This window comes from Agrococcus sp. Marseille-Q4369, from assembly GCF_018308945.1.
Lineage (GTDB): Bacteria > Actinomycetota > Actinomycetes > Actinomycetales > Microbacteriaceae > Agrococcus.
The window spans coordinates 260379-285141 of sequence record NZ_CP070501.1; the positions used below are offsets into that span (position 1 = coordinate 260379).

The window sequence follows — 24763 nt, forward strand, 5'->3', positions numbered from 1 at the left end:
CCCTGTCCCGTCCCAAGCCCCACCCGTCGAAGGAGACCGATGTCGCTCTACTCCCGCCTCGAACGCCGACTGGAGGCGAGCGCCGACGACGCCGGTCCCGTGCGCGGCACCTACTCGTCCAGCCGCATGCTCATGATCTGGCTCGCGGCGAACCTCGTCGTGACGACGCTGCTGACCGGGACGCTCTTCGTGCCCGACGTGCCGTACGGCCTCGTGCTCGGCCTCATCGTCGGAGGCACCGTGCTCGGTGCGTCGGTGCTCGTGCTCATCGGCGCGATCGGCACCCGCACGGGCCTGCCGACGATGGCGCTCACGCGCGGCCCGTTCGGCACTCGCGGCAGCCTGCTGCCCGCCGCCGCGAACCTCGTGATCCTGATGGGCTGGAGCTGGGTGCAGGCGATGCTCGCCGGCATCTCGCTCAACTACATCGTCGAGGCGGTCACCGGCTTCTCGAGCCCGGTGATCTTCGCCGTGCTGTGCCAGACGGTCGTCGTCATCCTGGCGATCTTCGGCCACGCGGGCGTCGCGCGCGTCGAGCCGTGGTTCGCCGCGGTCATCCTCGCGATCTCCGCCTACGTCTTCATCACCGCCTTCTCGACGTTCACGCCCGCCGAGTTCGCGGCGATCCCCGGCACCGCCGAGCCGTTCTACACGCCCGGCCTGATGTTCGACGTCGTGCTCGCGACGGCGATCTCGTGGACCGTCCTCTCGGCCGACTTCAACCGCTTCGCGCGCACGACGAAGGGCGGCGCGATCGGCTCTGGCGTCGGCTACACGCTCTCGACCGTCACCGCGATGACCGTCGGCGCGACCGCGATCGGCTACGTCGTGCTCAGCGGCGGCGAGCCGGTGGCCTTCGACCCGACGACGATCATCGATCCCTTCGGCGCGCTCTTCGCCGTCGCGATCTTCCTCTCGGTGATGGCGACAAACACGATGGTCGTCTACGGCATGGTCACCACGGTCGTGAACGCGCTGCCGGGCAAGCGCGTGCCGTTCCTCGCGAGCGCGCTCATCCTCGGCGCGATCTCGATCATCGGCGCGACCTTCTTCGGGCTGCTCGACCAGTTCACGACGTTCCTCGTCACGATCAGCGCACTCTTCGCGCCGGTGTTCGCGATCATGATCGTCGACTACTACCTGCTGCGGCGCCGTGCCTACAGCGCCGACATCCTCGAGGCGCGTGGCGGTCGCTACTGGTACACCGGCGGCGTCAACTGGATCGCCGTCGGCTCGTGGGTCGTGGGCGCGGCGCTCGCCTACGTCTGGGCGTACGTGTGGCCGCTGCCGTTCGGCGCGACCGTGCCGAGCTTCGTCGTGACCTTCGTGCTCTACCTCGCGCTCTCGTGGCCGAGCCGCGCGAAGGGCGCACCGGAGCGCGCGCCGCACCTGGCCGAGACGGCGGATGCGCGCTGAGACCGCGGGGGAGCGTCGCGGCACGATCGTCGACCTGAGCCATCCCGTCGTCGACGGGATGCAGGTCTACCCCGGCGACCCGGAGGTGCGGATCGCTCCCGCGCTCACCGTCGCAGCCGATGGCGTCGACGTCGCGAGCATCCGGATGGGTTCGCACGCCGGCACGCACGTCGACGCCCCCTCGCACTCGATCGAGGGCGGCCGCACGATGGCCGACGTCGCGCTCGACGAGCTCGTGGGGGAGGCGCTCGTCGTGCGCGTGCCCGGACTCTCGGGCGGCGACGCCTACGGCTGGCGCGAGCTCGAGGCCAGTGGCTCGCTGCCCGAGCGGCTGCCGCCGATCGTGCTCATCGACACCGGCTGGGCCGCGCGCTTCGACACCGAGCTCGCGCTGCAGCATCCCGCGCTCGCGGCGGACGCCGCGCGAGAGCTCCAGCGTCGCGGCATGCGGGTGCTCGCGGTCGACACGCTCAGCCCCGACCCGACGGGGGCGGCGGATGCGTCGTTCCCGGTCCACGAGGTCGTGCTCGGCGCAGATGGGCTCATCATCGAGAACGTCCGCGGCCTCGAGTCGCTGCCGGCGCCCGTGCGGGTCGGCTTCTTCCCGCTGCGCCTCGCGGGCGACGGCGCCCCGGTGCGTGCGGTCGCCTTCCTCGACTGACCGCTCACGCGCGGGAGTGACCGCTCGGGGGTGGAATTGACCGCTCGGGGGCGGAAGTGACCGCTCACGGGCGGAATTGACCGCTCGGGGGCGGAAGTGACCGCTCGCGGGCGGAAGTGACCGCTCGGGGGACGACGAGGGCGGGAGCCCATCGGGCCCCCGCCTGTCAGCGCTGCTGCTCAGCTCAGAGCGCGGCGACCTGCTTCGCGATCGACGACTTGCGGTTCGCGGCCTGGTTCTTGTGGATGACGCCCTTCGAGGCAGCCTTGTCGAGCTTGCGCGCCGCCACGGCGACCTTCTCCTGCGCCACGGCCTTGTCGCCGGCGGCGATGGCCTTCTTGGCCTCGCGGACAGCGGTCTTGACCTCGCTCTTGACGGCGCGGTTGCGGTCGGTCGCCTTCTGGTTGGTGAGGATGCGCTTGATCTGCGACTTGATGTTCGCCACGTGGGGTCCTGTTCTGATCGGAAGATGGTTGGCGGCGGCTTGCGCTCCTTCAGAGCCCCGCCGCGACCCGCCCTCGCGCGACGGGCACGCGGAAGAAGGGGAAGCCAACGAACGACTCTACCAGCGCGCAGCCCGCGGTCGCAACGCGGCCCGACGCATCCGCTGTGGGAGAATGGACCATTCCGCACCACTCCATCGAGACCCCCATCGAGAAGGACCCGTGAGCCCCAGAGCGACCAAGGCACTCGAGCCTGCCTCGACCGATCCCGCGAGCATCCGCAACTTCTGCATCATCGCGCACATCGACCACGGCAAGTCGACCCTCGCCGACCGGATGCTGCAGCTCACGGGCGTCGTCGACGACCGCTCGATGCGCGCGCAGTACCTCGACCGCATGGACATCGAGCGCGAGCGCGGCATCACGATCAAGTCCCAGGCCGTGCGGATGCCGTGGGAGCTCGACGGCGAGACCTTCGCCCTCAACATGATCGACACCCCCGGCCACGTCGACTTCACCTACGAGGTGAGCCGCTCGCTCGCCGCGTGCGAGGGCGCGATCCTGCTCGTCGACGCCGCGCAGGGGATCGAGGCGCAGACGCTCGCGAACCTCTACCTCGCGATGGACAACGACCTCGAGATCATCCCGGTGCTCAACAAGATCGACCTGCCGGCCGCCGACCCCGACAAGTTCGCGGCCGAGATCGCCGGGCTCATCGGCGGCGACCCCGACGACGTGCTGCGCGTGAGCGGCAAGACGGGCGTCGGCGTCGACGCGCTGCTCGACCGCGTCGTGCGCACGATCCCCGCGCCGCAGGGCGACGTCGACGGCCCCGCTCGCGCGATGATCTTCGACTCGGTCTACGACAGCTACCGCGGCGTCGTCACCTACGTGCGCATGGTCGACGGCAAGCTCTCGCCGCGCGAGCAGATCCAGATGATGTCGACCGGCGCACGCCACGAGCTGCTCGAGATCGGCGTCTCGAGCCCCGAGCCCGTCCCCGCGAAGGGCCTCGGCGCTGGCGAGGTCGGCTACCTCATCACGGGCGTGAAGGACGTGCGCCAGTCGAAGGTCGGCGACACCGTCACGACCTTCCGCGCCCCCGCGACCGAGCCGCTCAAGGGCTACGCCGACCCGAAGCCGATGGTCTTCTCCGGGCTCTACCCGATCGACGGCAGCGACTACCCGGTGCTGCGCGAGGCGCTCGACAAGCTCAAGCTGTCGGATGCGGCGCTCGTCTACGAGCCCGAGACCTCCGTCGCGCTCGGCTTCGGCTTCCGCTGCGGCTTCCTCGGCCTCCTGCACCTCGAGATCATCACCGAGCGGCTCGAGCGCGAGTTCAACCTCGACCTCATCGCGACCGCCCCGAGCGTCATCTACGAGGTGCAGACCGAGGACCGCGTCGTGCACACCGTGACGAACCCGAGCGAGTTCCCCGACGGCAAGATCCACTCGATCGTCGAGCCGATGGTGCGCGCGACGATCCTCGCGCCGAAGGACTACGTCGGCGCGATCATGGAGCTGTGCCAGTCGCGCCGCGGCACGCTCGGCGGCATGGAGTACCTCTCGGAGGATCGCGTCGAGCTGCGCTATCGCCTGCCGCTCGGCGAGATCGTCTTCGACTTCTTCGACCAGCTGAAGTCGAAGACGCAGGGCTACGCCTCGCTCGACTACGAGCTCGACGGCGAGGAGGAGGGCGACCTCGTCAAGGTCGACATCCTGCTCCAAGGCGAGCAGGTGGATGCGTTCAGCGCGATCGTGCACCGCGACAAGGCCTACGCCTACGGCGTGCTCATGGCGGGCAAGCTCAAGGAGCTCATCCCGAGGCAGCAGTTCGAGGTGCCCATCCAGGCCGCCGTCGGCGCGCGCATCATCGCGCGCGAGACGATCCGCGCGATCCGCAAGGACGTGCTCGCGAAGTGCTACGGCGGAGACATCTCCCGCAAGCGCAAGCTGCTCGAGAAGCAGAAGGAGGGCAAGAAGCGCATGAAGATGGTCGGCCGCGTCGAGGTGCCCCAGGAGGCGTTCATCGCCGCCCTCTCGAGCGGCGAGTCGAAGAAGGACGCGAAGTGAAGCCCATCCGCGAGCGCTCGACGAACTACGGCGCGGTCGGCGCCACCTCCCACTTCGACTTCACGCGCTTCCCGCCGAAGGGCTTCGAGGTCGTGCAGCGCCGCTCGCGCATCGGCCACGGCCGGCCGCGCTTCGACGCCGCAGTCGCGGCGCTGCGCACCTGGAAGGTGCAGCGGCTCGCGGGCATCGAGGTCGACGTCGTCGGCACCGAGGGCGGCACTGTCTACCGCCCGGTCGGCTTCCAGGACGGCGAGGCGACGCGCGCCGCGAGCGTCGAGCCGCAGCAGGACTTCGGGCCTGACGGCGAGCCGTTCCTGCAGCCGGGCGACTCGATCGACCAGCGCATCCGCTTCCTCGGCGTCCAGCTCCACGCCCCGATGCGCGTCATCGCGGTCGAGGAGGAGCCGAACAGCCACGGCGTGATCCTCGGCTCGCTCGAGGGCCACCCCGAGGCGGGCGAGGAGCGCTTCACCGTCGAGATCGCCGAGGACGAGACCGTCTTCCTGCACTTCCGCGCGATCGTCCGCAACGCCGCCTGGTACGCCAAGCTCGGCGCGCCCGTCTCGAAGGCGCTGCGCGCGAAGTACCACGACCGCTACATGGACGTGCTGCGCTCGATCGACGTGCGCTGACGTGGGTCGCCTGCCCGACGGCGAGGCGGCTCCCGCCGACGGCCGGCTGCCCGAGGGCACCGCGGCCGACGCGCCCTTCGGCGCCTACATCCACGTGCCGTTCTGCTCCGTGCGGTGCGGCTACTGCGACTTCAACACCTACACGGCCGACGAGCTGCGCGGGGCGAGCCGCGCGGGCTACCCCGGCGACGTCGCCGCCGAGATCCGCCTCGCGCGCGAGGTGCTCGGCGAGCTCGGCCCGCTCCGCCCGATGCAGACCGTCTTCTTCGGCGGCGGCACGCCCACCCTCCTGCCCTCGGGCGACCTCGTCTCGATGCTCGCGGGCGTGACGGATGCGTTCGGGCTCGCCGAGGGCGCGGAGGTCTCGGTCGAGGCGAACCCCGACTCGATCGACCTCGCCGGGCTCGTGCAGCTGCGCGCGGGCGGCGTGACGCGCGTCTCGATCGGCATGCAGTCGGCGGTGCCGCACGTGCTCGCCGCGCTCGACCGCACGCACGACCCCGAGCGCGTGCCGCTCGTCGTCGAGTGGGCGCGCGAGGCGGGCCTCGAGGTGAGCCTCGACCTCATCTACGGCGCGCCGGGGGAGTCGCTCGACGACTGGCAGCGATCGCTCGACGCGGTCGTCGCGATGGCGCCCGACCACGTCTCGGCCTACGCGCTCATCGTCGAGGAGGGCACCGCGCTCGCCCGACGCATCCGCCGTGGAGAGCTCGCCGCGCCCGACGACGACCTGCAGGCGGCGATGTACGAGGCGGCGGATGCGTCCCTCGGCCAGGCGGGCTACTCCTGGTACGAGATCTCCAACTGGGCGCGGGGCGACAAGGTGGCGCGCCACAACCTCGCCTACTGGCGCGGGCACGACTGGTGGGGCTTCGGCCCCGGCGCGCACAGCCACGTGGGCGGTGTGCGCTGGTGGAACGTCAAGCACCCCGCCGCGTATCGCGATCGGCTCGTCGCGGGGTCGTCGCCCGCGCTCGCGCGCGAGGTGCTCGACGACGAGACGCGCCGGGTCGAGCGCGTGCTGCTCGAGTCGCGGATCGCCGAGGGGCTCGCGATCGACGTGCTGGACGCGGAGGGGCGCCGCGCGGTCGCGGGACTCGTCGCCGATGGCCTCGTGGACGGCAGAGCCGCCCTCGCCGGCCGGGTGATCCCGACGCTGCGAGGGCGGCTGCTGGCCGACGCCGTCGTGCGGCGCCTGCTGCCGTAGGGCCTACTTCACCAGCCGCCAGTTGAACGGGTAGCGGTAGGAGCCGCCGGCGTTGACGCGCACGCCGCCGATGATCGAGAAGATCACCTGCAGCAGCGGCGGCACCCAGTAGAAGGCGCCGAGGATCGAGCCGATGCCGAAGGTGATGATGCCGAGCACGACGGCGAGCACCCAGATGCCTACGACCAGGATCGTCATGAAGATGCCGAAGTTCAGCGCCTCCTTCGACTCCTGCCGGGCGAAGGCGCTGCGGTCCTTGTAGATCAGGTAGACGATGAGCGGCCCGATCCAGCCGCCGAAGCCGCCGGTGACGATCGTCGAGAGGCCCGAGAGGTGGCCCCACATGCCGGCGTTCTTCTCGTCGACGGGCGACATCGGGGCGCCGGCCGCGTACTGCGGCTGACCGGGGGCGCCGTACTGCGGCGACCCGGGCTGGGGAGAGCCGTACTGCGGGGCGCCGTACTGCTGGCTGCCGGGCTGGCCGTAGCCCTGCTGGCCGTAGCCCTGCTGGCCGTAGCCCTGCTGGCCGTACTCGGGCTGTCCGCCGGGAGGCTGGTTGAAGGGAGCGCTGCCCTGCTGGCCGGGCTGCGGCTGGCTCCACTGGCGGTTGGGGTCTGCGCCACCCGTCCCGAACGCCGGCTGGCCCGGGGCGCCGGGTGCGCTGCCGGTCGCGGGAGCGGAGAACGGCTCGGCCGGCTGGCCGAGCGCGGGAGCTGCGGGCGCACTGGGGGCTGCGTGCTGCTCATCGGTGACCGAGAAGCCCTCGACGGAGGGGTCGGTCGAGTCGTGCTGATCGTCTCGGCGGGGCACGTTGGGGTCGGACATGGGGAGTGCCTTTCGTGAATGGTCCGCGAAGTCTGCGGACGTTCCGCACGGCCATTGTCGCCCGGGTGCCTGGGGACGCGGTGAGCGATCAGGCGCGGCGCGTGGCGGCGCGGTAGGATTGGCAGTCAGCATCGGAGAGTGCCAGTCAGGGGAGGAGCGCGGGATGGTCTCGGATCGCGGTCTCGACGTCCTCCGGGCGATCGTCGAGGACTACGTGGCCCTGCGCGAGCCGGTGGGCTCGAAGTCGATCGTCGAGCGGCACGCCTTCGGCGTCTCCGCGGCCACGATCCGCAACGACATGGCGCTCCTCGAGGAGGAGGAGCTCATCGTCGCGCCCCACACCTCCTCGGGACGCGTGCCGACCGACAAGGGCTACCGAGTCTTCGTCGACCGGCTGCAGCGCATGCAGCCGCTCACGCCCGCGCAGCGGCAGGCGATCGCGCGCTTCCTCGACGAGTCCGTCGACCGCGACGACGTGCTCGCTCGCACGGCGCGGCTGCTCTCGAGCCTCACGAACCAGGTCGCGCTCGTGCAGGTGCCGCTCCGGCGTCCCAGCGCCGTGCGCCGCGTCGAGCTCGTCGCCGTCACGGAGTCGAAGGTGCTCGCCGTGCTCATCTTCGACTCGGGCCGCGTCGAGCAGCGCCTGCTCGACGTCGGGCAGCGCATCGAGCCCGACCAGGCCTCGGTGCTCGGCCGCGCGTTCACCGAGACGATCGCCGAGCTCGCGCCCGCCGAGGCCGTCCAGCGCCTCTCGTCGACCGCCGCATCCGCCCCCGCCTCCATCGCCGCCGCGACCGGTGCCGTGGCGCAGACGCTGACCGAGATCCTGCAGGGTGCCGGCGGCGACCGCATCGTGATGGCGGGTGCCGCGAACCTCGTGCGCGAGGAGCGAGACTTCCAGGGCACCGTGACGCCCGTGCTCGATGCGATCGAGGAGCAGGTGACGCTGCTGCGCCTCTTCGACGAGATGGGCTCCGAGGGAGAGGTCGCGACCCGCATCGGGCGCGAGCTCTCGGGGCCGCTCGGCGAGGCGGCGGTCGTGGCATCGACCTACACCGCCGACGGCAGTGAAGGGCACGTGGGCGTCCTGGGCCCGACCCGGATGGACTACGCAGGGAACATGGCCGCGGTGCGCGCAGTGGCGCGCTACCTCACGCGGCTGCTGAGCGAGGACTGAGTGAGCGACCACTACGAGACACTCGGCGTCGAGCGCGACGCCACGCAGGACGAGATCAAGAAGGCGTACCGCCGCCTCGCGCGCGAGCTGCACCCCGACGTCAACCCGAGCGAGGACGCGGCGGAGCGCTTCAAGGACGTCACGCACGCCTACGACGTGCTGGGCGACCCGCAGTCGCGCGCGGAGTACGACCGCGGGCCCTCGCTCGACGGCGGGAGCTTCGGATTCGGCGACATCTTCGAGCAGTTCTTCGGCGGCGGCCGCTCGGCCGGCCCGCGCTCGCGGCGCCAGCCGGGGCAGGACAGCCTGCTGCGCGTCGACCTCGACCTGGCCGATGTCGTCTTCGGCGTGCACCGGGAGCTGCGCGTGCAGACGGCCGTGCTGTGCGAGACGTGCGACGGCGCGTGCACCGCGCCCGGCACGAGCCCGCAGCGCTGCACGATGTGCGGCGGCTCCGGCCACGTGCAGCGGCAGGTGCGGTCGCTGCTCGGCAACGTCGTGACGTCGCAGCCGTGCGCGGCGTGCCAGGGCTACGGCAGCATCATCCCCGAGCCGTGCCCGACGTGCGCCGGCCACGGCCGCGTGCGCGCCGAGCGCACGATCCCGGTCGACATCCCCGCGGGCGTCGACACGGGCCTGCGCATCCAGCTGCCCGGCCAGGGCGAGGTCGGCGAGGCCGGGGGACCGGCCGGCACGCTCTACCTCGAGATCAACGTGCGCCACCACGATGTCTTCTCCCGCTCGGGCGACGACCTGCTCGGCACGCTCGAGGTGTCGATCTCGGACGCGGCGCTCGGCGCGCGCAGCACCGTCGATGGCATCGACGGGCCGGTCGAGGTCGAGGTGCGCCCCGGCACGCAGTCGGGCGACGTCATCACGATCGGCGAGCGCGGCGTCTCGCGCCTCCGCGGCGCCGGTCGCGGCGACCTCAAGCTCGGCGTGCAGGTCGTCACGCCGCAGCGCATCGATCGCCGCACGGAGGAGCTGCTGCGCGAGCTGCGCGACCGCACGAAGGCGCCCGCGCCGCAGCTCGCGCAGTTCAAGCAGGGGCTGTTCGCGAAGATGCGCGACCGCTTGCGCCTCTGATGGCCCACTGCTACTGGCACGACGCGCTCGCGGGCGCCGAGCCGGGCGCCGTGGTGACGCTCGAGGGCGAGGAGGCGCACCACGCCGCCGTCGTCTCGCGGATGCGCCGCGGCGAGCGAGTGCTCGTGAGCGACGGCGCGGGGACGCTCGCCGAGGGGATCATCGACCGCGTCGAGCGCGACGGGGTCGATGTCGTGCTGCAGCGCGTCGAGGCGGTGCCGCAGCCGAGCCCGCGCATCGCGCTCGCCCAGGCGCTCGCGAAGGGCGACCGGGCCGAGCTCGCCGTGCAGGCCTCGACCGAGCTCGGCGTCGACGTCATCGTGCCGTGGCAGGCGCGGCGCAGCGTCGTGCAGTGGAAGGGCGATCGCGGTGACAAGGCGATCGAGCGCTGGCGGCGGATCGTCCGCGAGGCGGGCAAGCAGGCGATCCGCGCGCGGCTGCCCGAGGTGACCGGCGTCGTCGACACCGCGGGGCTCGCGGCGCTCGGCGCGCGATGGCAGCTCGTCGTGCTCGACCCGACCGCGCCCGCCTCGATCGCGGAGGTGCCGATCGAGCGCGACGCGCTGCTCGTCGTGGGACCCGAGGGGGGCATCGACCCGGGCGAGCTCGAGGCGCTCGACGCGGCCGGCGCCGTGCGCGCTCGCATGGGCGACCACGTGCTGCGCACGTCGACCGCTGGCCTCGCGGGGCTCGCTGCCCTCTCGCTGCGGCTCGGGCGCTGGTGAGCCCGGCGCGGGTAGGCTGACTGGCATGGCTGAGCCCACCGTGTTCGAGCGGATCGTCGCCCGAGAGATCCCGGCGGAGATCGTCCTCGAGACCGACCGCATCATCGCCTTCACCGACATCGCGCCGCAAGCGCCGATGCACGTCGTCGTGACGCCGAAGTCTGCGCAGTACCGCGACGTCGTCGAGCTCGCGGCCGGCGATCCCGACCTCATGGCGGAGATGGTGCAAGCGGCGCAGGCGATCGCCCGGGAGCGCGCCGAGGGCGACTTCCGGCTCGTGTTCAACACCGGCGAGCTCGCCGGGCAGACCGTCTTCCACGTGCACGCGCACGTGCTCGCCGGCGCACTCAGAGAGGGATCGCTTGCCTGACGCAACCCGTTCGATCGAGGTCGACGGCATCGAGATGGTGCGACTGCTGGGGCCGCAGGACCGGCTCCTCACGCGCCTCGAGCACGAGCACCCCGACGTGCGCGTCGCCGTGCGCGGCAACCTCGTCACGCTCGAGGGCCCCGAGCAGGATGTCGAGGTCGCCGGCCGGCTCGTGCAGGAGCTCGTCGACCTCGTGCGGCAGGGCACGGCCCTCAGCCAGACGGAGGTCGCCGAGGGCAGCCGCATCCTCCGGCAGGACAGCTCGCGGAGCCTCGCCGACGCGATCGGCGAGGTGATCCTCACGAGCAAGGGCAAGTCGATCCGCGCGAAGACCGAGGGCCAGCGCGCCTACGTCGAGTCGATCGATGCGCACACGATCGTCTTCGGCATCGGCCCCGCCGGCACGGGCAAGACCTACCTCGCAATGGCCAAGGCGGTGCAGGCGCTGCACCGCAAGGAGGTCAACCGCATCATCCTCACGCGTCCCGCGGTCGAGGCGGGAGAGCGGCTCGGCTTCCTCCCGGGGACGCTCACCGACAAGATCGACCCCTACCTCCGGCCGCTCTACGACGCGCTCAACGAGATGATGGACCCCGAGCTCGTGCCGAAGCTGCTCGCGACCGGCGTCGTCGAGGTCGCACCGCTCGCCTACATGCGCGGCCGCACGCTCAACGACTCGTTCATCGTGCTCGACGAGGCGCAGAACACCACGCCCGAGCAGATGAAGATGTTCCTCACGCGCCTCGGCTTCGGCTCGAAGATGGTCGTCACCGGCGACGCGACGCAGGTCGACCTGCCAGCCGGCACCTCTGGGCTGCAGGTCGCGCAGCAGGTGCTCGGCAAGATCGACGACATCCGCTTCGCGATGCTCACGAGCGCCGACGTCGTGCGGCACACGCTCGTCGGCGAAATCGTCGACGCCTACACGGCGCACGACCAGAAGGTGATGGCGCGGCAGGCCCGTCAGGGCCAGCCGACGCACCACTCGCGGCGAGGGCGGCACTGATGTCGATCGACCTCCTGAACGAGGCGGATGCGTCGGTCGACGAGGCGCAGCTCGTGCGGCTCGTCGCCCACCACCTCGAGAAGCTCTTCGTGCACCCCGACGCCGACGTGTCGATCGCGCTCGTCGACGTCGGCGCGATGGAGCAGCTGCACGTGCAGTGGATGGACGAGCCCGGCCCGACCGACGTGCTCTCGTTCCCGATGGACGAGCTGCGTCCCGGCAGCCACGACCGGCCGGCGCCCGCCGGCCTGCTCGGCGACATCGTGCTGTGCCCCGAGGTGGCGCAGCAGCAGGCGCTCGAGGCGAACCACTCGCTCATGACCGAGCTGCGGCTCCTCACGACGCACGGACTCCTGCACCTGCTCGGCTTCGACCACGCCGAGCCGGCGGAGCGCGACGAGATGTTCGAGCTGCAGGACACGCTGCTCGCGGCGTTCGAGGCGGTCGACAGCGGCACGCCCGGCCGCGTCCGCTGATGTTCGAGGTCGTCCTCTTCGTCGTCGCAGGGCTGCTGATCGTCTTCGGCGCCTGGCTCGCCGCGTGCGATGCGGCGCTCGGTGTCGTCTCGCGCGCCGAGCTGCAGGAGGCGGCGGTCGCCGCCCGCCGCGGCAGGAAGATGCTCGCGATCGCCGACGACCTGCGCGGCCACGTCATGACGCTCCAGTTCGGCCGCATCATGTGCGAGACGATCGCGGCGGTGCTCGTCGCGCTCGCGGTCGACTCGCTCGTCACCGAGTGGTGGATCACGCTGCTCGTCGCCGGGGGCGTCATGATCGTCGTCTCCTTCGTGCTCGTCGGCACGAGCCCGCGCGCCGTCGGCCGCCAGCACGCCGTCGCGCTTCTGCGCGCATCCGCCGGCTTCCTGCGCTTCTGGCGCGTGCTCATGGGACCCATCGCGATGCTCGTCGCGACCGTGGGCGAGAAGGTGACGCCCGGTCGGCAGCGCGAGACCGCGTTCACGACCGAGGCGCAGCTGCTGTCGATGGTCGACGCCGCCGCTGAGAGCGACGTGCTCGAGGACGAGGACCGCGAGCTCATCCACTCGATCTTCGAGTTCAACGAGACGCTCGTGCGCGAGGTGATGGTGCCGCGCCCCGACATGATCGTCGTCGAGCGCGATGTCACGGCGCAGGATGCGCTTCGGCAGTTCCTCGACAACGGCCTCTCGCGCATGCCGGTCGTGGGGGAGTCGACCGACGAGATCCTCGGCATCCTGTACTTGCGCGACGTCGTGCGCTCCCGCACGTGGCGGCCCGACGCATCCGAGACCGCCGAGGAGCTCGCGCGCCCCGCGCTGCTCGTGCCGGAGTCGAAGAAGGCCGACGACACGCTCGCGCTCATGCAGGCCGATCGCGTGCACGTCGCGATGGTCGTCGACGAGTACGGCGGCATCGCCGGGCTCGTGACGCTCGAGGACCTCGTCGAGGAGCTCGTGGGCGAGATCCACGACGAGCACGACCGGGGCCGCAGCGAGGTCGTCGAGGTCGGCGACGGCTCGTGGCGCGTCTCGGCGCGGCTGCAGATCGACGAGCTCGGCGACCTGTTCGACCTCTCGCTCGACGACGAGGAGGTCGACACCGTCGGCGGGCTCGTGCAGAAGGAGCTCGGCCGCATCGCCGAGGTCGGCGACGTCGTGCACGTCGCGGGGCTGCGCATCGAGGTGCGCTCGCTCGACGGCCGCGGGCGGCTCGCGGGCGAGATGGAGGTCTCGCGCATCGTCGAGGCCGAGACGACGGCGGAGGCCGAGGCATGAGCGAGCACCGGAGCGGATTCGTCACCTTCGTCGGGAGGCCCAACGCGGGCAAGTCGACGCTCATGAACGCGCTCGTGGGCGAGAAGATCGCGATCACGTCGTCGAAGCCGCAGACGACGCGGCACGCGATCCGCGGCGTCGTGCACCGCGACGACGCGCAGCTCGTCATCGTCGACACCCCGGGCATGCACAAGCCGCGCACGCTGCTCGGCAAGCGGCTCAATGCCGTCGTGCAGACGACGCTCGGCGACGTCGACGTCATCTGCCTGTGCGTGCCGGCCGACGAGCCGCTCGGCCCCGGCGATCGCTACATCGACCAGCAGCTCGAGGGCTTCCCGCGCGCGAAGAAGGTCGCCGTCGTGACGAAGACCGACGCCGCCTCGAAGGAGCGCGTCGCGCAGCAGCTGCTCGCGGTGAGCGAGCTGCGCGAGTGGGATGCGATCGTGCCGCTGTCGTCGGTCGCGGGCCACCAGCTCGACGTGCTCGTCGACGCGCTCGTCGAGCTGCTTCCCGAGGGGCCGCCGCTCTACGAGGCCGAGACGACGACCGAGGAGCCGCTCTCGGTGCGCATCGCCGAGCTCATCCGCGAGGCCGCGCTCGAGGGCGTGCGCGACGAGCTGCCGCACTCGATCATGGTGACGCTCGACGACGTCGTGCGCCGCGAGGACCGCGAGCTCACCGACGTCTACGCGAACCTCTGGGTCGAGCGCGACAGCCAGAAGGGCATCATCATCGGCAAGGGCGGCTCGCGGCTGCGGCAGGTGGGGGCGGATGCGCGGCGCGAGATCGAGCGCATCGTCGGCACCCAGGTGCACCTCGACCTGCGCGTGAAGGTCGCGAAGGAGTGGCAGGGCGACCCGAAGCAGCTGGGCCGCTTCGGGTTCTGACGTGCGGGTGCGGGCGGGCGCCCGCCTTGTCCCCCTGCCGGATGATTCAGCGCCCGCGCAGGCCGACGCATCCGCTGCCCGCCATACGCTGGCAGGCGTGACCGCCGACACCCTCGCGCCCGACGCGCAGCCCGCCGTCCCGGCGCGGGTGCGCGCCCCGCTCGATCGCGACGCGCTCCGCACCGACGGCCTCATCGCGGCCGTCACGCTCGGCATGCTCGCGGTGCCTACGCTGCTCATCGGCGGGCTCTTCTTCAACTGGGGCTGGCACTGGCTGCTGCTCGTGGTCGAGACCGCCGCGATCGGCGCGGCGATCCTCGTGCGCCGCCGCTGGCCGCTGCTCGCGCTCGCCGGGCTCGTCGCGCTCGCGGCCGTGCACGTCGCGCTCGCCGCACCGCTCTTCCCGGTCTGGTTCGCGGTGCTCGTGCCGCTCTACTCCGCCGGTCGCTTCTGCCGCTGGCCCGGCAGGCTCGTGGCGGCGGGGCTCTCGCTCGTCGCCTCGGTGCTCGCGGCCTACTGGATCACGACCACGGGCGGCCTCGCCGGCTACTCGCCGGGCGTGCTCGTGCCCTTCGACGAGGTGCTGCGGCTCGCGGTGGTCGTGTGGGTGCCGCCGATGCTGCTGTTCTCGATGACGATCCTGATCGGCTGGGGCGTCTCCTCGGTCGCCCGCTCGGAGGCCGCGGTCCAGGTCGCGCAGGTCTCGAGCCGGCGCGCGACCGAGCAGGAGGAGCGCGCCGCCCTCGCTCGCGACATGCACGACGTCGTCGCCCACTCGCTCGCGGTCGTCATCGCGCAGGCGAACGGCGCGCGCTACACGCGAGACCCCGCGGTGAAGGACGCGACGCTCGAGACGATCGCCGGCACCGCGAAGCAAGCGCTCGGCGATGTGCGGCTGCTGCTCGCGCAGCTGCGCCACAGCGAGGCGCCCGACCCCGTCGCGTCGCTCGACGACGTCGACGCACTCGTCGAGCGGATGCGCGGCAGCGGCCTCGACGTGCGGCTCGAGCGAGTGGGCGGCCGGCCGCCGCTGCCGCGCACGGCCGACATCGCCGCCTACCGGATCCTGCAGGAGGCGCTCACGAACGCGCTGCGGCACGGCGATCGCGACCAGCCGGTGCACGTGCGGCTCATGACGCTCGGCCCTGGCATCGTGATCGACGTGCACAACCGACTCGCCGCCGCGCCCGGCCCCATCGGTCACGGGGTGAGCGGCATGCACGAGCGCGCGAGGCTCGCGGGCGGCGACGTCTGGACGGGCGTCGAGCACGACTGGTTCCGCGTGCGCGCAGCGTTCCCGGCGGGGCTCGCATGATCCGCGTCCTCATCGTCGACGACCAGGCGCTCTTCCGCAGCGGCATCCGCATGCTCATCGAGTCGCAGCCCGACCTGCAGTGCGTCGGCGAGGCCGCCGACGGCGCGCAGGCCGTGCGGCTCGCCGAGGCGCAGCAGCCCGACGTCGTGCTCATGGACGTGCGGATGCCCGTGCTCGACGGCATCTCGGCGACCGACCGCATCGTGCGGGCGCAACCCGATGTGCGGGTCGTCGTGCTCACGACCTTCGACCTCGACGAGGCGGCCGCGCGCGCCATCCGGGCCGGCGCATCCGGCTTCGTGCTCAAGGATGCCGAGCCCGAGCTCGTGCTCGCCGCGATCCGCACGGTGCACGCCGGCAACGAGGTCGTCGCGGCGAGCGCGACGCGCGAGCTGTTCAAGGCGTTCGGCCGCCAGCGGCATTCGGCGCCGGCGGCGTTCGCCGAGCTCACCGAGCGCGAGCGGCAGATCTTCGCGCTGGCCGCGAAGGGCCTGTCGAACACCGAGATCGCCCGCAGCGAGTTCGTCTCCGAGGCGACCGTGAAGACCCACATCTCGCGCATCCTCGGCAAGCTGGGCCTGCGCGACCGCGTGCAGCTCGTCGTCTTCGCCTACGAGCACGGGCTCACGGGCGAGTCGCGCTGACCGCGCCGCGTCGCATGCACGTCGACGAGCTGGGACAGGCGGATGCGCCGCCGCTCCTGCTGCTGCACGGCGGTGGGGTCGCCGGCTGGATGTGGCGACTGACGCTTGCCGCGCTGCGGACCCCCGTGTGCGCGCTCGTGCCCGACCTGCCCGGGCACGGGCGCAGCGCCTCCGAGCCCTACCGCTCGCACGCCGACACCGTCGCCCGGCTCGAGGCGCTGCTCGAGGAGCGCGCGCCCGGGGGCGCGGTCATCGCGGGCTTCTCGCTCGGCGCGCAGCTCGCGGTGCTGCTCGCCGCCCGCCGCCCCGAGCTCGTCGCCGACGCGGTCGTCGTGAGCGCGCAAGCGAGGCCGCTGCCGCTCGCCGGCCCGACGCTCGCGCTGCTCGGGCTCAGCGCGCCGCTCGCGCGCGTGCCGTGGTTCGCAAGGCTGCAGGCCCGCGAGCTCCTCGTGCCCGACGAGCTGCTGCCCGAGTACGTCGCGGGCAGCGCCGCGACCACGCGGGCGACGCTCCTCGCGAGCGTGGGGGAGAACCTGCGCTTCACCGTGCCGGACGGCTGGGGCGCGAGCGGCAGTGCGCTCGTCGTCGTCGGCGGCAGCGAGCGGCGCGTCATGCGGGACTCGGCGAGGCTCCTGCACGAAGCGCACCCGCGCAGCGAGCTGCGCGTCGTCTCCGGCGCCGGCCACGGGCTGCCGCTCGAGCACCCGGAGCGCACGGCGGCGATGCTCGACGAGCGGCTCGCGCGGCTCGACGCGTGACGGCCGGATGCGCGGCTCCTTCTGCGCGGATCATCCTGCGCGGCTCATCCTGCGCGGATCATTCTGCGCGATCATCCCGGCGGATGACCTCGGTTCCGGCGCCCGGCTGACGACGCGCGTGAGCGCCGGCCCTTGACTGGGAGCATGCACAGCAACGCACTCCCGTCCTCGCACGCCCTCCTGCTGCGCGGCGTCACGAAGCGCTACGGCACCGGCGCCGCCGTCGTCACCGCGCTCGACGGCGTCGACCTCGCGATCGAGCCCGGCTCGATCACTGCCGTCATGGGCCCGTCCGGCTCGGGCAAGTCGACCCTCCTGCACCTCGCGGCCGGGCTCGACGCGCCGAGCGCCGGCGACGTCGTCATCGGCGGCCGATCGGTCGTCGGCCTCGACGACGACGCGCTCACGGCGCTGCGCCGCGACGAGGTGGGCGTGGTCTTCCAGTCGTTCAACCTCGTGCCGAGCCTCACCGCGCTCGAGAACGTCGAGCTGCCCGCGCGCCTCGCGGGGCGCGCGCCCGACCACGAGCGCATCGCCGCGCTGCTCGACGACCTCGACGTCGCGGCGCTCGCCGAGCGTCGCCCGCACGAGCTCTCGGGCGGCCAGCAGCAGCGCTTCGCGATCGCCCGCGCCCTCGCGCAGCGACCCGCGATCGTGCTCGCCGACGAGCCGACCGGGGCGCTCGACTCCGCGACCTCCCGCGAGGTGCAGGACATCCTCGTCGCGAGCGCCGCGGCCGGGCAGGCGATCGTCGTCGTCACCCACGACCCCGCGGTCGCCGCTCGCGCCGAGCGCATCGTGCTCCTGCGCGACGGGCGCATCGAGGAGGAGCTGCCCGCGACCGACGCCGCGACTGTCGCCCAGCGCATGCTCGAGGCCGCCCGATGAGCGGCACCGACCGCCGCGCCTCGCGCTCGGGGCTGTGGCTCGCGTTCGCCGTCTCGGCGCTCGCCGCGGGCTTCGGCACCGCGCTGTCGACCGTCATGGAGCACGCCGCGCTCGAGCTGTACGGCGAGGCGCTCATCGCAGGCAGCGAGACCGGCCGACTGCTGCTCGCGCTCGCGCAGTCGCTCCTCATCGGCGTCTCGATCGTCGTCGGCGCGATCGTCACTCGGCAGGCGCTGACCGGCGCGGTGGAGGACCGGCGCGCGGAGATCGCGCTGCGGCGGCTCCTCGGAGCGTCCTCCCGCGCCGAGCGGCGCCGCCTGCTCGGCGGCTTCGCGATCGTCGGCATCGGCGGCGCCGCCGCGGGCTGGGCGCTCGGCGTCGGCGGCGCCGTCCTCGCGAGCGAAGCCTTCGCGGCGCTGCCCGAGGGGCTCGACCTGCGCGGCCTGCCCGTCGTCGAGCCGTGGGCCGCGGTGCCTGCCGCCATCGTCGCGGTCGCCGCGGTGCTCGCGGCGCTGTTCGCGACCCGCTCGGTGCTCGCCGTCTCCCCGCTGGAGGCGCTCCGGAGCTCCGCGGTCGACGTCGAGACCACGGTGGCGCGCCGTCGCACCGGCGGCGTCGTGACGCTCGTCTCGGGTGCCGTGCTGCTCGCGGCGGCGGTGCTGCTCGGCCCCGTCTCGCCGCTCGCCGTGCTCGTCGGCTTCGCCGGCGGCGTCGTGGCGACCGCCGGCATCGTGGCGCTCGCGCCCGCGATCGCCCCGCCGCTCGTGACGCTCGCCTCGCGGGCGCTCGGACGAAGCGTGCCCGCGCGAGCCGCGGCCGGCACGCTCGCGACGCATCCGGGACGCACGTCGGCCCTCGTGCTCTCACTCTTCGCCGGGACGGCGGTCGTCACGATGATGATCGCTGCCGGCTCGTCGCTCACGACCGCGGCCCACACGATCGAGCGCGACCCCTTCTTCCAGCAGCAGCTGCGCGAGCTGATCGTCGGCGTCACGAGCGTCGTCGCCGGCATCGTCGGGTTCTCGGCGCTGCTCGGCGTGCTCGGCTTCGTCGCCTCGATGCTGCTCTCGGTGCGCCGCCGCACGCGCGAGATCGGGCTGCTGCGCACGCTCGGCCTCCGCCGCGGCCAGACGCGCTCGATGCTGCTCGCCGAGGCGGGGGCGATCACGATCGTCGCGGTCTCGACCGGCTTCGCGGTCGGCACGCTCTACGGCTGGATCGGCGCGCACGCGATGCTCTCGTCGGTGCAGGGCGTCGTCTCGACCGCGCCGTCGCTGCCGTGGCAGCTGCCGCTCGCGCTCGCGGCCGTCGGCCTCGCCGTCGCGGTCGCGACGAGCCTCCCGGCGGGGCAGCGCGCGGCGCGCATCGCACCGCTCGCCGCGGTCGCCGCGGAGTGACGCACCCGGCGCCGCACGGGCGCCGGGTGTAGTCTGATCGCATGCAGAGCGTGCTGCTCCTTCGTCGCCGCGGCGAGGCCTGAACCCCGGGCTCCCTCGTCGCGGAGGCTGTCCTGCCCGGACTACAGGAGCAAGCGACAGGAGCGATCGATGAAGAACATGCAGCAGCCGTCCGGGATGCCGGCGCACCGCTACACCCCGTACCACGAGCAGATCCGGGTCGAGCTGCCCGACCGCACGTGGCCCTCGAAGCGCATCGAGCGCGCGCCCCGCTGGTGCGCCGTCGACCTGCGCGACGGCAACCAGGCCCTCATCGACCCGATGACGCCCGACCGCAAGCTGCAGATGTTCCAGCTGCTCGTGCGGATGGGCTACAAGGAGATCGAGGTCGGGTTCCCGTCGGCGAGCCAGCTCGACTTCGACTTCGTGCGGAACCTCATCGACGGGGGGCTCATCCCCGAGGACGTCACGATCCAGGTGCTCACGCAGTGCCGCGACCACCTCATCCGCCGCACCTTCGAGGCGATCGAGGGCGCGAAGCAGGCGATCGTTCACATCTACAACTCGACGAGCGTGCTGCAGCGCGACGTCGTCTTCCGCTCCGACCGCGAGGGCGTCAAGCAGATCGCGATCGACGGTGCGAAGCTGTGCCTCGAGCTCGAGGGGATGCTCGGCGACACGCAGGTCTTCTACGAGTACAGCCCCGAGTCCTACACGGGCACCGAGCTCGACTACGCGCTCGAGGTCTGCAACGCGATCATCGAGACGCTCGACGCGCGCCCCGAGCGGCCCGTCATCATCAACCTGCCCGCGACCGTCGAGATGGCGACGCCCAACGTCTACGCCGACTCGATCGAGTGGATGCACCGGCACCTCGCGCGCCGCGAATCGGTCATCCTCTCGCTGCACCCGCACAACGACCGCGGCACGGGCGTCGCGGCCGCCGAGCTCGGCTACCTGGCCGGCGCCGACCGCATCGAGGGCTGCCTGTTCGGCAACGGCGAGCGCACCGGCAACGTCGACCTCGTCGCGCTCGGCCTCAACCTGCTGACGCAGGGCATCGACCCCGAGATCGACTTCTCCGACCTCGACGGCATCCGTCGCGTCGCCGAGCACTGCAACCAGCTGCGCGTGCACGAGCGCAGCCCGTGGGCGGGCGACCTCGTCTACACCGCCTTCTCGGGCTCGCACCAGGATGCGATCAAGAAGGGCTTCGAGCGGATGGCCGACGACGCCGCCGCCGCAGGCAAGCACGTCGACGACATGCCGTGGGCGGTGCCGTACCTGCCGATCGACCCGAAGGACGTCGGCCGCACGTACGAGGCCGTCATCCGCGTCAACTCCCAGTCGGGCAAGGGCGGCGTCGCCTACCTGCTGAAGACCGATCACGGCCTCGACCTGCCGCGCCGGCTGCAGATCGAGTTCTCGAATGTCGTGCAGGCGCGCACCGACAGCGAGGGCGGCGAGGTCTCGAGCGACGAGATCTGGACGATCTTCGGCGACGAGTACCTGCCGAGCGACCCGGTGACGGGCGCCGAGCAGTGGGGCCGCTTCGAGCTCGTGACCTTCGAGACCACCTCGTCGCACGAGGGCTCGGCGCAGCTGCACGCGCGGCTCCGCGACGGCGAGAGCGTGCGCGACGTCGCCGCGAGCGGCAACGGCCCGATCGACGCGATGCTGCAGCTGCTGCGCGGCGAGGGCGTCGACGTCAGCCTCACCGACTACGTCGAGCACACCATGAGCGCCGGCTCCGACGCGACCGCCGCGTGCTACATCGAGCTCGCGGTCGCCGGCAACGCGGTGTGGGGCGTCGGCCTCGACCCGAGCTCGACCTCGGCGGCGCTCAAGGCGATCGTCTCCGGCGTCAACCGGGGGCTGCGCATCCACGACCGCAGGGTGCAGCCGGTCGGCTGAGCCGTGCCCACGTACCGCGACGAAGGCGTCGTCCTCCGCACCCACCAGCTGGGGGAGGCCGACCGCATCGTCACGCTCCTGACGCGCGAGCACGGCAAGGTGCGCGCCGTCGCGCGGGGCGTGCGGCGCACGTCGTCGCGGTTCGGGGCCAGGCTCGAGCCGTTCATGGTCGCCGACCTGCAGCTCGCGGTCGGCCGCAGCCTCGACATCATCACGCAAGCGGTGACGCTCGGCGCCTACGCGCCGGTCATCGTGGCCGACTACCGCGCCTACACCGCGGCGACCGCGATGGTCGAGACCGCCGACCGGCTGACCGATGAGGACGGCTCGCGCCAGCAGTACCTGCTGCTCGTCGGGGCGCTCCGCTCGCTCGCGCGCGCCGAGCACGACCCGTCGCTCACGCTCGACTCCTACCTGCTGCGGGCACTCTCGATCGCGGGCTGGGCGCCGTCGTTCGGCGATTGCGCCGTGACCGGCGAGCCCGGCCCGCACCGCGCGTTCGTGCCGCAGCTCGGCGGCATGGTCTCCGACGAGGCGGCCCCGCCGGGCGCGCTCCGCATCGACCCCGCGACGCTCGAGCTGCTCGGGGCGCTGCTGACGGGCGAGTGGCAGATCGCGGAGGCGTCGCCCGCGGGCGTGCGCACGCGCGCCTCTGGCGCGGTCGCTGCCTACGTGCAGTGGCACCTCGAGCGCGGCTTGCGCTCGCTCGAGCACGTCGACCGGGGAGCGCGGTGAGCGAGGTCAGGCCGATCGACTGGACGGGCCAGCAGCCGCCGCCGTACCCCGCCGGCAGCCTGCCCTCGCACGTCGCGATCATCATGGACGGCAACGGCCGCTGGGCCAACCAGCGCGGACTCACGCGCACGCAGGGGCACGCGGCGGGGGAGGAGCGGCTGCTCGACGTCGTCGCCGGCGCGCTGCAGGTCGGCATCCAGCACCTGTCGGTCTACGCCTTCTCGACCGAGAACTGGAAGCGCAGCCCCGACGAGGTGCGCTTCCTGATGGGCTTCAACAAGGACGTGCTGCGGCGCCAGCGCGACCAGCTGGATGCGTGGGGCGTGCGGGTGCGCTGGGCCGGCCGTCGGCCGCGGCTCTGGGCGAGCGTCATCCGCGAGCTCGAGGAGGCGGAGCGCCGCACCGCCGGCAACCGGGCGATGACGCTCCAGATGTGCGTCAACTACGGCGGCACGCACGAGATCGCGGATGCGGTGCGCTCGATCGCCGAGGACGTGGCGGCCGGGCGCCTCAAGCCCTCGGGCATCGACGACAAGCTCGTGCGCCGACGCATGTACAATCCCGACGTCCCGGACGTCGACCTCTACATCCGCTCGTCGGGCGAGCAGCGCATCTCGAACTTCCTGACGCTGCAGGGCGCATACGCCGAGATGGTCTTCCTCGACCGGTTGTGGCCCGACTTCACGCGCGAGGACCTCTGGCACGCGCTCGACCAGTACACGGGCCGCGACCGTCGCTTCGGCGCGGCTGTCGACGCCCCGTCGCGACCCCGTTGATCGAGCAGTGACCGAAGGCCGCGGATCGAGATCCGCCGGCCGCGTCTCGATACGGCTCGGGGCCCGCTCGACGAGCGGGAAAGGGCGGGGCCGCTCGACGAGGCGCGCGAACCGCCGTCCGCGTTCAGGTCCTGTTGACCCAGTCGCGCAGCAGCTCGCCGATCGCCACCTCGTACTGCTGTCGGTCGAAGGAGACGCTGCGCAGAGGTGGATCAGTCCAAACCTCGCCAGTCAGGCCATCCTGATGGTTCAACGCCCGCCACTCGACGGCGTCATGCGTGAAGTGCAGTTCTGCGCTGATCGCGCCACAGGCAAGCTCGCCGCAGAGCGGGCAGAAGAGGATCGCGACGCGTCCATCGGCGAAGCGCACTGCAGCGTCCAGTCTGCGATCGCGCTCACCCAGCAGTGCCAGCAAGCTCCTCTCGATCATGTCCGGGTCGTTGTCGCCCTGCACGAGCCACGTCACCCCGTACCTCGGGTTCCTCTCGTTCGCGAACCAGTCGCCGATCGCTTCGCCATCGACTGTCCAGTCCAGGTATCGGCGCGCGGACGACCGGATGCGAATGCGTCGGATGGGTGGCCGCGCCGAGCTCATGGCGGAGCAGTAGCGCTGCCGCGATGAGGCGCCCCGGGTGCGGTTTCCCTCGACGAGCCCCACCCCCTTGATCGAGTGGCGGCGGAGGGCCGCGTACCGAGATCGGCGCGGTGGTCGATGCCCCGTCCCGGCGAGCGAGCTCGTCTGGTGTATCGTGGGTGTATGGCGCGCACCAACATCGACCTCGACGAGTCGGCCGTCGAAGCGGTCATGCGCCGCTTCTCGTTCACGACGAAGCGCGAGGCCGTGAACTACGCGCTCCGCGCTCTGGCGTCAGAGCCGCTCGACGTCGCGGGCGCTCTCGCCTTGGAGGGCTCCGGGTGGGACGCGGATCTGGACGAGCTCCGCGCATCGAGGGCCTGACCGTGCTCGTCGACACGTCTGCGTGGATCGAGTTCCTGCGCGCGACGGGATCGCGCGCGCACGTCGCGCTCCGGGACGCCCTCCGCGACGAACGCCGGCTGGTCGTCTGCGAGCCCGTGCAGATGGAGGTGCTCGCCGGCGCCCGCTCCGAGCAGCACGTCGCCGAGCTGCGCGGGCTCCTCGCCCGATGCGAGCTCGTACGCACCGTCCCGAGCGACTGGGACGACGCGGCTCGCATCTACCGGACGGGGCGTCGACAAGGAGTGACGATCCGCAAGCTCGTGGATTGCCTCATCGCCGCGATGGCGATGCGGGCAGGTGAGCCGCTGCTGTACGCCGGTGCGGACTTCGACGCGATCGCTCGCGTGACCGACCTCGACGCGGTCAGGGGATAGGCGACGGCGCGACGTCCGTCGACGCGCTGAGCCGCTCGCGCCACGGGTGGTCGTCGGCGAGGCGCTCGAGCAGCCACGCGCGGGCGCCGTCGTCGAGCGTGGGCAGCGCATCCTCGAGCCACGAGACGTCGGCCCGCTCGGCCGCGGCGTAGGCGAGCACGATCTGCGGCTTCGCGTAGCGGATGCCGTCCTTCTCGAAGAGCGCGTCCTCGAGCGGCATCGTGACGGCGGTGTCGCGTCGGAAGCGCCACGACTCGGTGTCGCTCGGGTCGAGCAGGATCTCGTACTCCCACTGGCCGTAGGCGCTGCGGCGCAACCAGATGCTCGTGGTGCCGATCGGCAGCACGTCGGAGTCGTGCGGGCGCAGCGGCTTGAGCGCGCCCTGGAAGGCCGACCACAGCTGCCAGCGGCCGCCGAGCCAGCCGCGCAGCAGGCTCAGCTCGCTGCGGGGGATGACGATGTCGATGTCAGTGCGCGGCCGCTCGACGCCGGTCGCGGCGCCGATCGCCCAGCTGCCGCCGATCCACCAGGAGCCGGAGTAGCCGTCGAGCAGCTCTGCCGCGTCGGACGGCCAGCGCTCCGCCCAGGCGCCGTAGAGCTCGCGGCCTTCCTCGCTCTGCATCCGACCTCCTCGCACACGACGGGGCGCCCGCGCCCCGAGAGAAGACACTATCTCAGCGACGCATGGCGACACCCTGCACAGCCCACCTCGAGCGCGGGCG

Annotated in this window: 27 protein-coding genes; 23 read left to right on the forward strand and 4 right to left on the reverse strand. The window is 72.3% G+C overall.

The features are described 5' to 3' along the window. Positions 1-39: 39 nt before the first annotated feature. Both JSQ78_RS01420 and JSQ78_RS01425 read left to right on the forward strand, forming a co-directional pair. Positions 40-1416: a purine-cytosine permease family protein gene (locus JSQ78_RS01420; RefSeq protein WP_211448819.1), complete on the forward strand. Its 1377-nt coding sequence runs from the start codon at positions 40-42 to the stop codon at positions 1414-1416. Further along, the gene (locus JSQ78_RS01425; RefSeq protein WP_211448821.1) at positions 1406-2077 is read left to right on the forward strand and encodes a cyclase family protein; all 672 of its coding nucleotides are present in this window, start codon (positions 1406-1408) and stop codon (positions 2075-2077) included. Before JSQ78_RS01420 ends, JSQ78_RS01425 begins: the two co-directional genes overlap by 11 nt. 184 nt (positions 2078-2261) lie before the next feature. On the opposite strand, the gene rpsT is transcribed toward JSQ78_RS01425, so the two are convergent. Then, positions 2262-2522 (reverse strand): 30S ribosomal protein S20, encoded by a 261-nt coding sequence (rpsT, locus tag JSQ78_RS01430; protein WP_211448823.1) that lies wholly within the window; start codon positions 2520-2522, stop codon positions 2262-2264. A 220-nt stretch (positions 2523-2742) separates the two neighbouring features. Between rpsT and lepA the strand changes: the two genes are divergently transcribed. The 3 genes from lepA to hemW are packed head-to-tail and all read left to right on the forward strand — an operon-like array spanning position 2743 to position 6432. Beyond that, the gene (gene lepA, locus JSQ78_RS01435; RefSeq protein ID WP_211448825.1) at positions 2743-4593 is read left to right on the forward strand and encodes a translation elongation factor 4; all 1851 of its coding nucleotides are present in this window, start codon (positions 2743-2745) and stop codon (positions 4591-4593) included. Then, the gene (locus tag JSQ78_RS01440; RefSeq protein ID WP_211448827.1) at positions 4590-5225 is read left to right on the forward strand and encodes a DUF1990 domain-containing protein; all 636 of its coding nucleotides are present in this window, start codon (positions 4590-4592) and stop codon (positions 5223-5225) included. The genes lepA and JSQ78_RS01440 overlap by 4 nt, the downstream gene beginning before the upstream one ends. Before the next feature lies 1 nt (position 5226). Further along, positions 5227-6432: a radical SAM family heme chaperone HemW gene (gene hemW / locus JSQ78_RS01445; RefSeq protein ID WP_211448829.1), complete on the forward strand. Its 1206-nt coding sequence runs from the start codon at positions 5227-5229 to the stop codon at positions 6430-6432. A 3-nt stretch (positions 6433-6435) separates the two neighbouring features. On the opposite strand, the gene JSQ78_RS01450 is transcribed toward hemW, so the two are convergent. After that, positions 6436-7257, reverse strand: a complete 822-nt coding sequence (locus JSQ78_RS01450; protein WP_211448830.1) for a DUF4870 domain-containing protein — start codon at positions 7255-7257, stop codon at positions 6436-6438. Between the two features lie 163 nt (positions 7258-7420). Here JSQ78_RS01450 and hrcA point away from each other — a divergent pair, with 163 nt between their 5' ends. From hrcA to JSQ78_RS01530, 16 genes are all read left to right on the forward strand, one after another. Beyond that, positions 7421-8434 (forward strand): heat-inducible transcriptional repressor HrcA, encoded by a 1014-nt coding sequence (gene hrcA / locus JSQ78_RS01455; protein ID WP_211448832.1) that lies wholly within the window; start codon positions 7421-7423, stop codon positions 8432-8434. Continuing rightward, positions 8435-9520 carry a DnaJ C-terminal domain-containing protein gene (locus JSQ78_RS01460; protein WP_211448834.1) on the forward strand — a complete coding sequence of 362 codons (1086 nt, stop codon included), beginning with the start codon at positions 8435-8437 and terminating at the stop codon, positions 9518-9520. Then, entirely contained in the window at positions 9520-10245 is a 726-nt protein-coding gene (locus JSQ78_RS01465; RefSeq protein ID WP_211448836.1) for a 16S rRNA (uracil(1498)-N(3))-methyltransferase, read from the forward strand. Before JSQ78_RS01460 ends, JSQ78_RS01465 begins: the two co-directional genes overlap by 1 nt. A gap of 25 nt (positions 10246-10270) precedes the next feature. After that, positions 10271-10615 carry a histidine triad nucleotide-binding protein gene (locus JSQ78_RS01470; RefSeq protein ID WP_211448838.1) on the forward strand — a complete coding sequence of 115 codons (345 nt, stop codon included), beginning with the start codon at positions 10271-10273 and terminating at the stop codon, positions 10613-10615. A gap of 34 nt (positions 10616-10649) precedes the next feature. Beyond that, positions 10650-11621 (forward strand): PhoH family protein, encoded by a 972-nt coding sequence (locus tag JSQ78_RS01475; RefSeq protein WP_211450445.1) that lies wholly within the window; start codon positions 10650-10652, stop codon positions 11619-11621. Beyond that, positions 11621-12097, forward strand: a complete 477-nt coding sequence (gene ybeY, locus JSQ78_RS01480) for an rRNA maturation RNase YbeY (RefSeq protein WP_211448840.1) — start codon at positions 11621-11623, stop codon at positions 12095-12097. The genes JSQ78_RS01475 and ybeY overlap by 1 nt, the downstream gene beginning before the upstream one ends. Then, positions 12097-13374: a hemolysin family protein gene (locus JSQ78_RS01485; protein WP_035254147.1), complete on the forward strand. Its 1278-nt coding sequence runs from the start codon at positions 12097-12099 to the stop codon at positions 13372-13374. Before ybeY ends, JSQ78_RS01485 begins: the two co-directional genes overlap by 1 nt. After that, positions 13371-14261, forward strand: a complete 891-nt coding sequence (gene era / locus JSQ78_RS01490; protein WP_211448841.1) for a GTPase Era — start codon at positions 13371-13373, stop codon at positions 14259-14261. The genes JSQ78_RS01485 and era overlap by 4 nt, the downstream gene beginning before the upstream one ends. 97 nt (positions 14262-14358) lie before the next feature. Next, positions 14359-15576 (forward strand): sensor histidine kinase, encoded by a 1218-nt coding sequence (locus JSQ78_RS01495; RefSeq protein WP_211448843.1) that lies wholly within the window; start codon positions 14359-14361, stop codon positions 15574-15576. Then, positions 15573-16220 carry a response regulator gene (locus tag JSQ78_RS01500; protein WP_211448845.1) on the forward strand — a complete coding sequence of 216 codons (648 nt, stop codon included), beginning with the start codon at positions 15573-15575 and terminating at the stop codon, positions 16218-16220. The genes JSQ78_RS01495 and JSQ78_RS01500 overlap by 4 nt, the downstream gene beginning before the upstream one ends. Positions 16221-16234: 14 nt before the next feature. Beyond that, a complete protein-coding gene (locus JSQ78_RS01505) occupies positions 16235-16978 on the forward strand; it encodes an alpha/beta fold hydrolase (RefSeq protein ID WP_211448846.1) in 744 nt (247 codons plus the stop codon). A 144-nt stretch (positions 16979-17122) separates the two neighbouring features. Continuing rightward, positions 17123-17866 (forward strand): ABC transporter ATP-binding protein, encoded by a 744-nt coding sequence (locus tag JSQ78_RS01510; RefSeq protein WP_211448849.1) that lies wholly within the window; start codon positions 17123-17125, stop codon positions 17864-17866. Further along, complete coding sequence (locus JSQ78_RS01515; RefSeq protein WP_211448851.1) at positions 17863-19263, forward strand: ABC transporter permease; 1401 nt, start codon at positions 17863-17865, stop codon at positions 19261-19263. Before JSQ78_RS01510 ends, JSQ78_RS01515 begins: the two co-directional genes overlap by 4 nt. Before the next feature lie 150 nt (positions 19264-19413). After that, positions 19414-21177 carry a 2-isopropylmalate synthase gene (leuA, locus tag JSQ78_RS01520; protein ID WP_211448852.1) on the forward strand — a complete coding sequence of 588 codons (1764 nt, stop codon included), beginning with the start codon at positions 19414-19416 and terminating at the stop codon, positions 21175-21177. Between the two features lie 3 nt (positions 21178-21180). Further along, entirely contained in the window at positions 21181-21912 is a 732-nt protein-coding gene (recO, locus tag JSQ78_RS01525) for a DNA repair protein RecO (RefSeq protein ID WP_211448854.1), read from the forward strand. Then, entirely contained in the window at positions 21909-22688 is a 780-nt protein-coding gene (locus tag JSQ78_RS01530; protein WP_211448856.1) for an isoprenyl transferase, read from the forward strand. The genes recO and JSQ78_RS01530 overlap by 4 nt, the downstream gene beginning before the upstream one ends. Positions 22689-22812: 124 nt before the next feature. Here the strand turns inward: JSQ78_RS01530 and JSQ78_RS01535 are convergent, their stop codons facing one another. Continuing rightward, positions 22813-23346, reverse strand: coding sequence for a hypothetical protein (locus JSQ78_RS01535; protein ID WP_211448858.1), 534 nt, complete (start codon positions 23344-23346; stop codon positions 22813-22815). A 99-nt stretch (positions 23347-23445) separates the two neighbouring features. Between JSQ78_RS01535 and JSQ78_RS01540 the strand changes: the two genes are divergently transcribed. Further along, entirely contained in the window at positions 23446-23646 is a 201-nt protein-coding gene (locus JSQ78_RS01540) for a type II toxin-antitoxin system VapB family antitoxin (RefSeq protein WP_211448860.1), read from the forward strand. A gap of 2 nt (positions 23647-23648) precedes the next feature. Beyond that, the gene (vapC, locus tag JSQ78_RS01545) at positions 23649-24041 is read left to right on the forward strand and encodes a type II toxin-antitoxin system VapC family toxin (RefSeq protein WP_211448862.1); all 393 of its coding nucleotides are present in this window, start codon (positions 23649-23651) and stop codon (positions 24039-24041) included. On the opposite strand, the gene JSQ78_RS01550 is transcribed toward vapC, so the two are convergent. After that, entirely contained in the window at positions 24031-24663 is a 633-nt protein-coding gene (locus JSQ78_RS01550) for a hypothetical protein (protein ID WP_211448864.1), read from the reverse strand. The genes vapC and JSQ78_RS01550 overlap by 11 nt on opposite strands. Positions 24664-24763 lie beyond the last annotated feature (100 nt).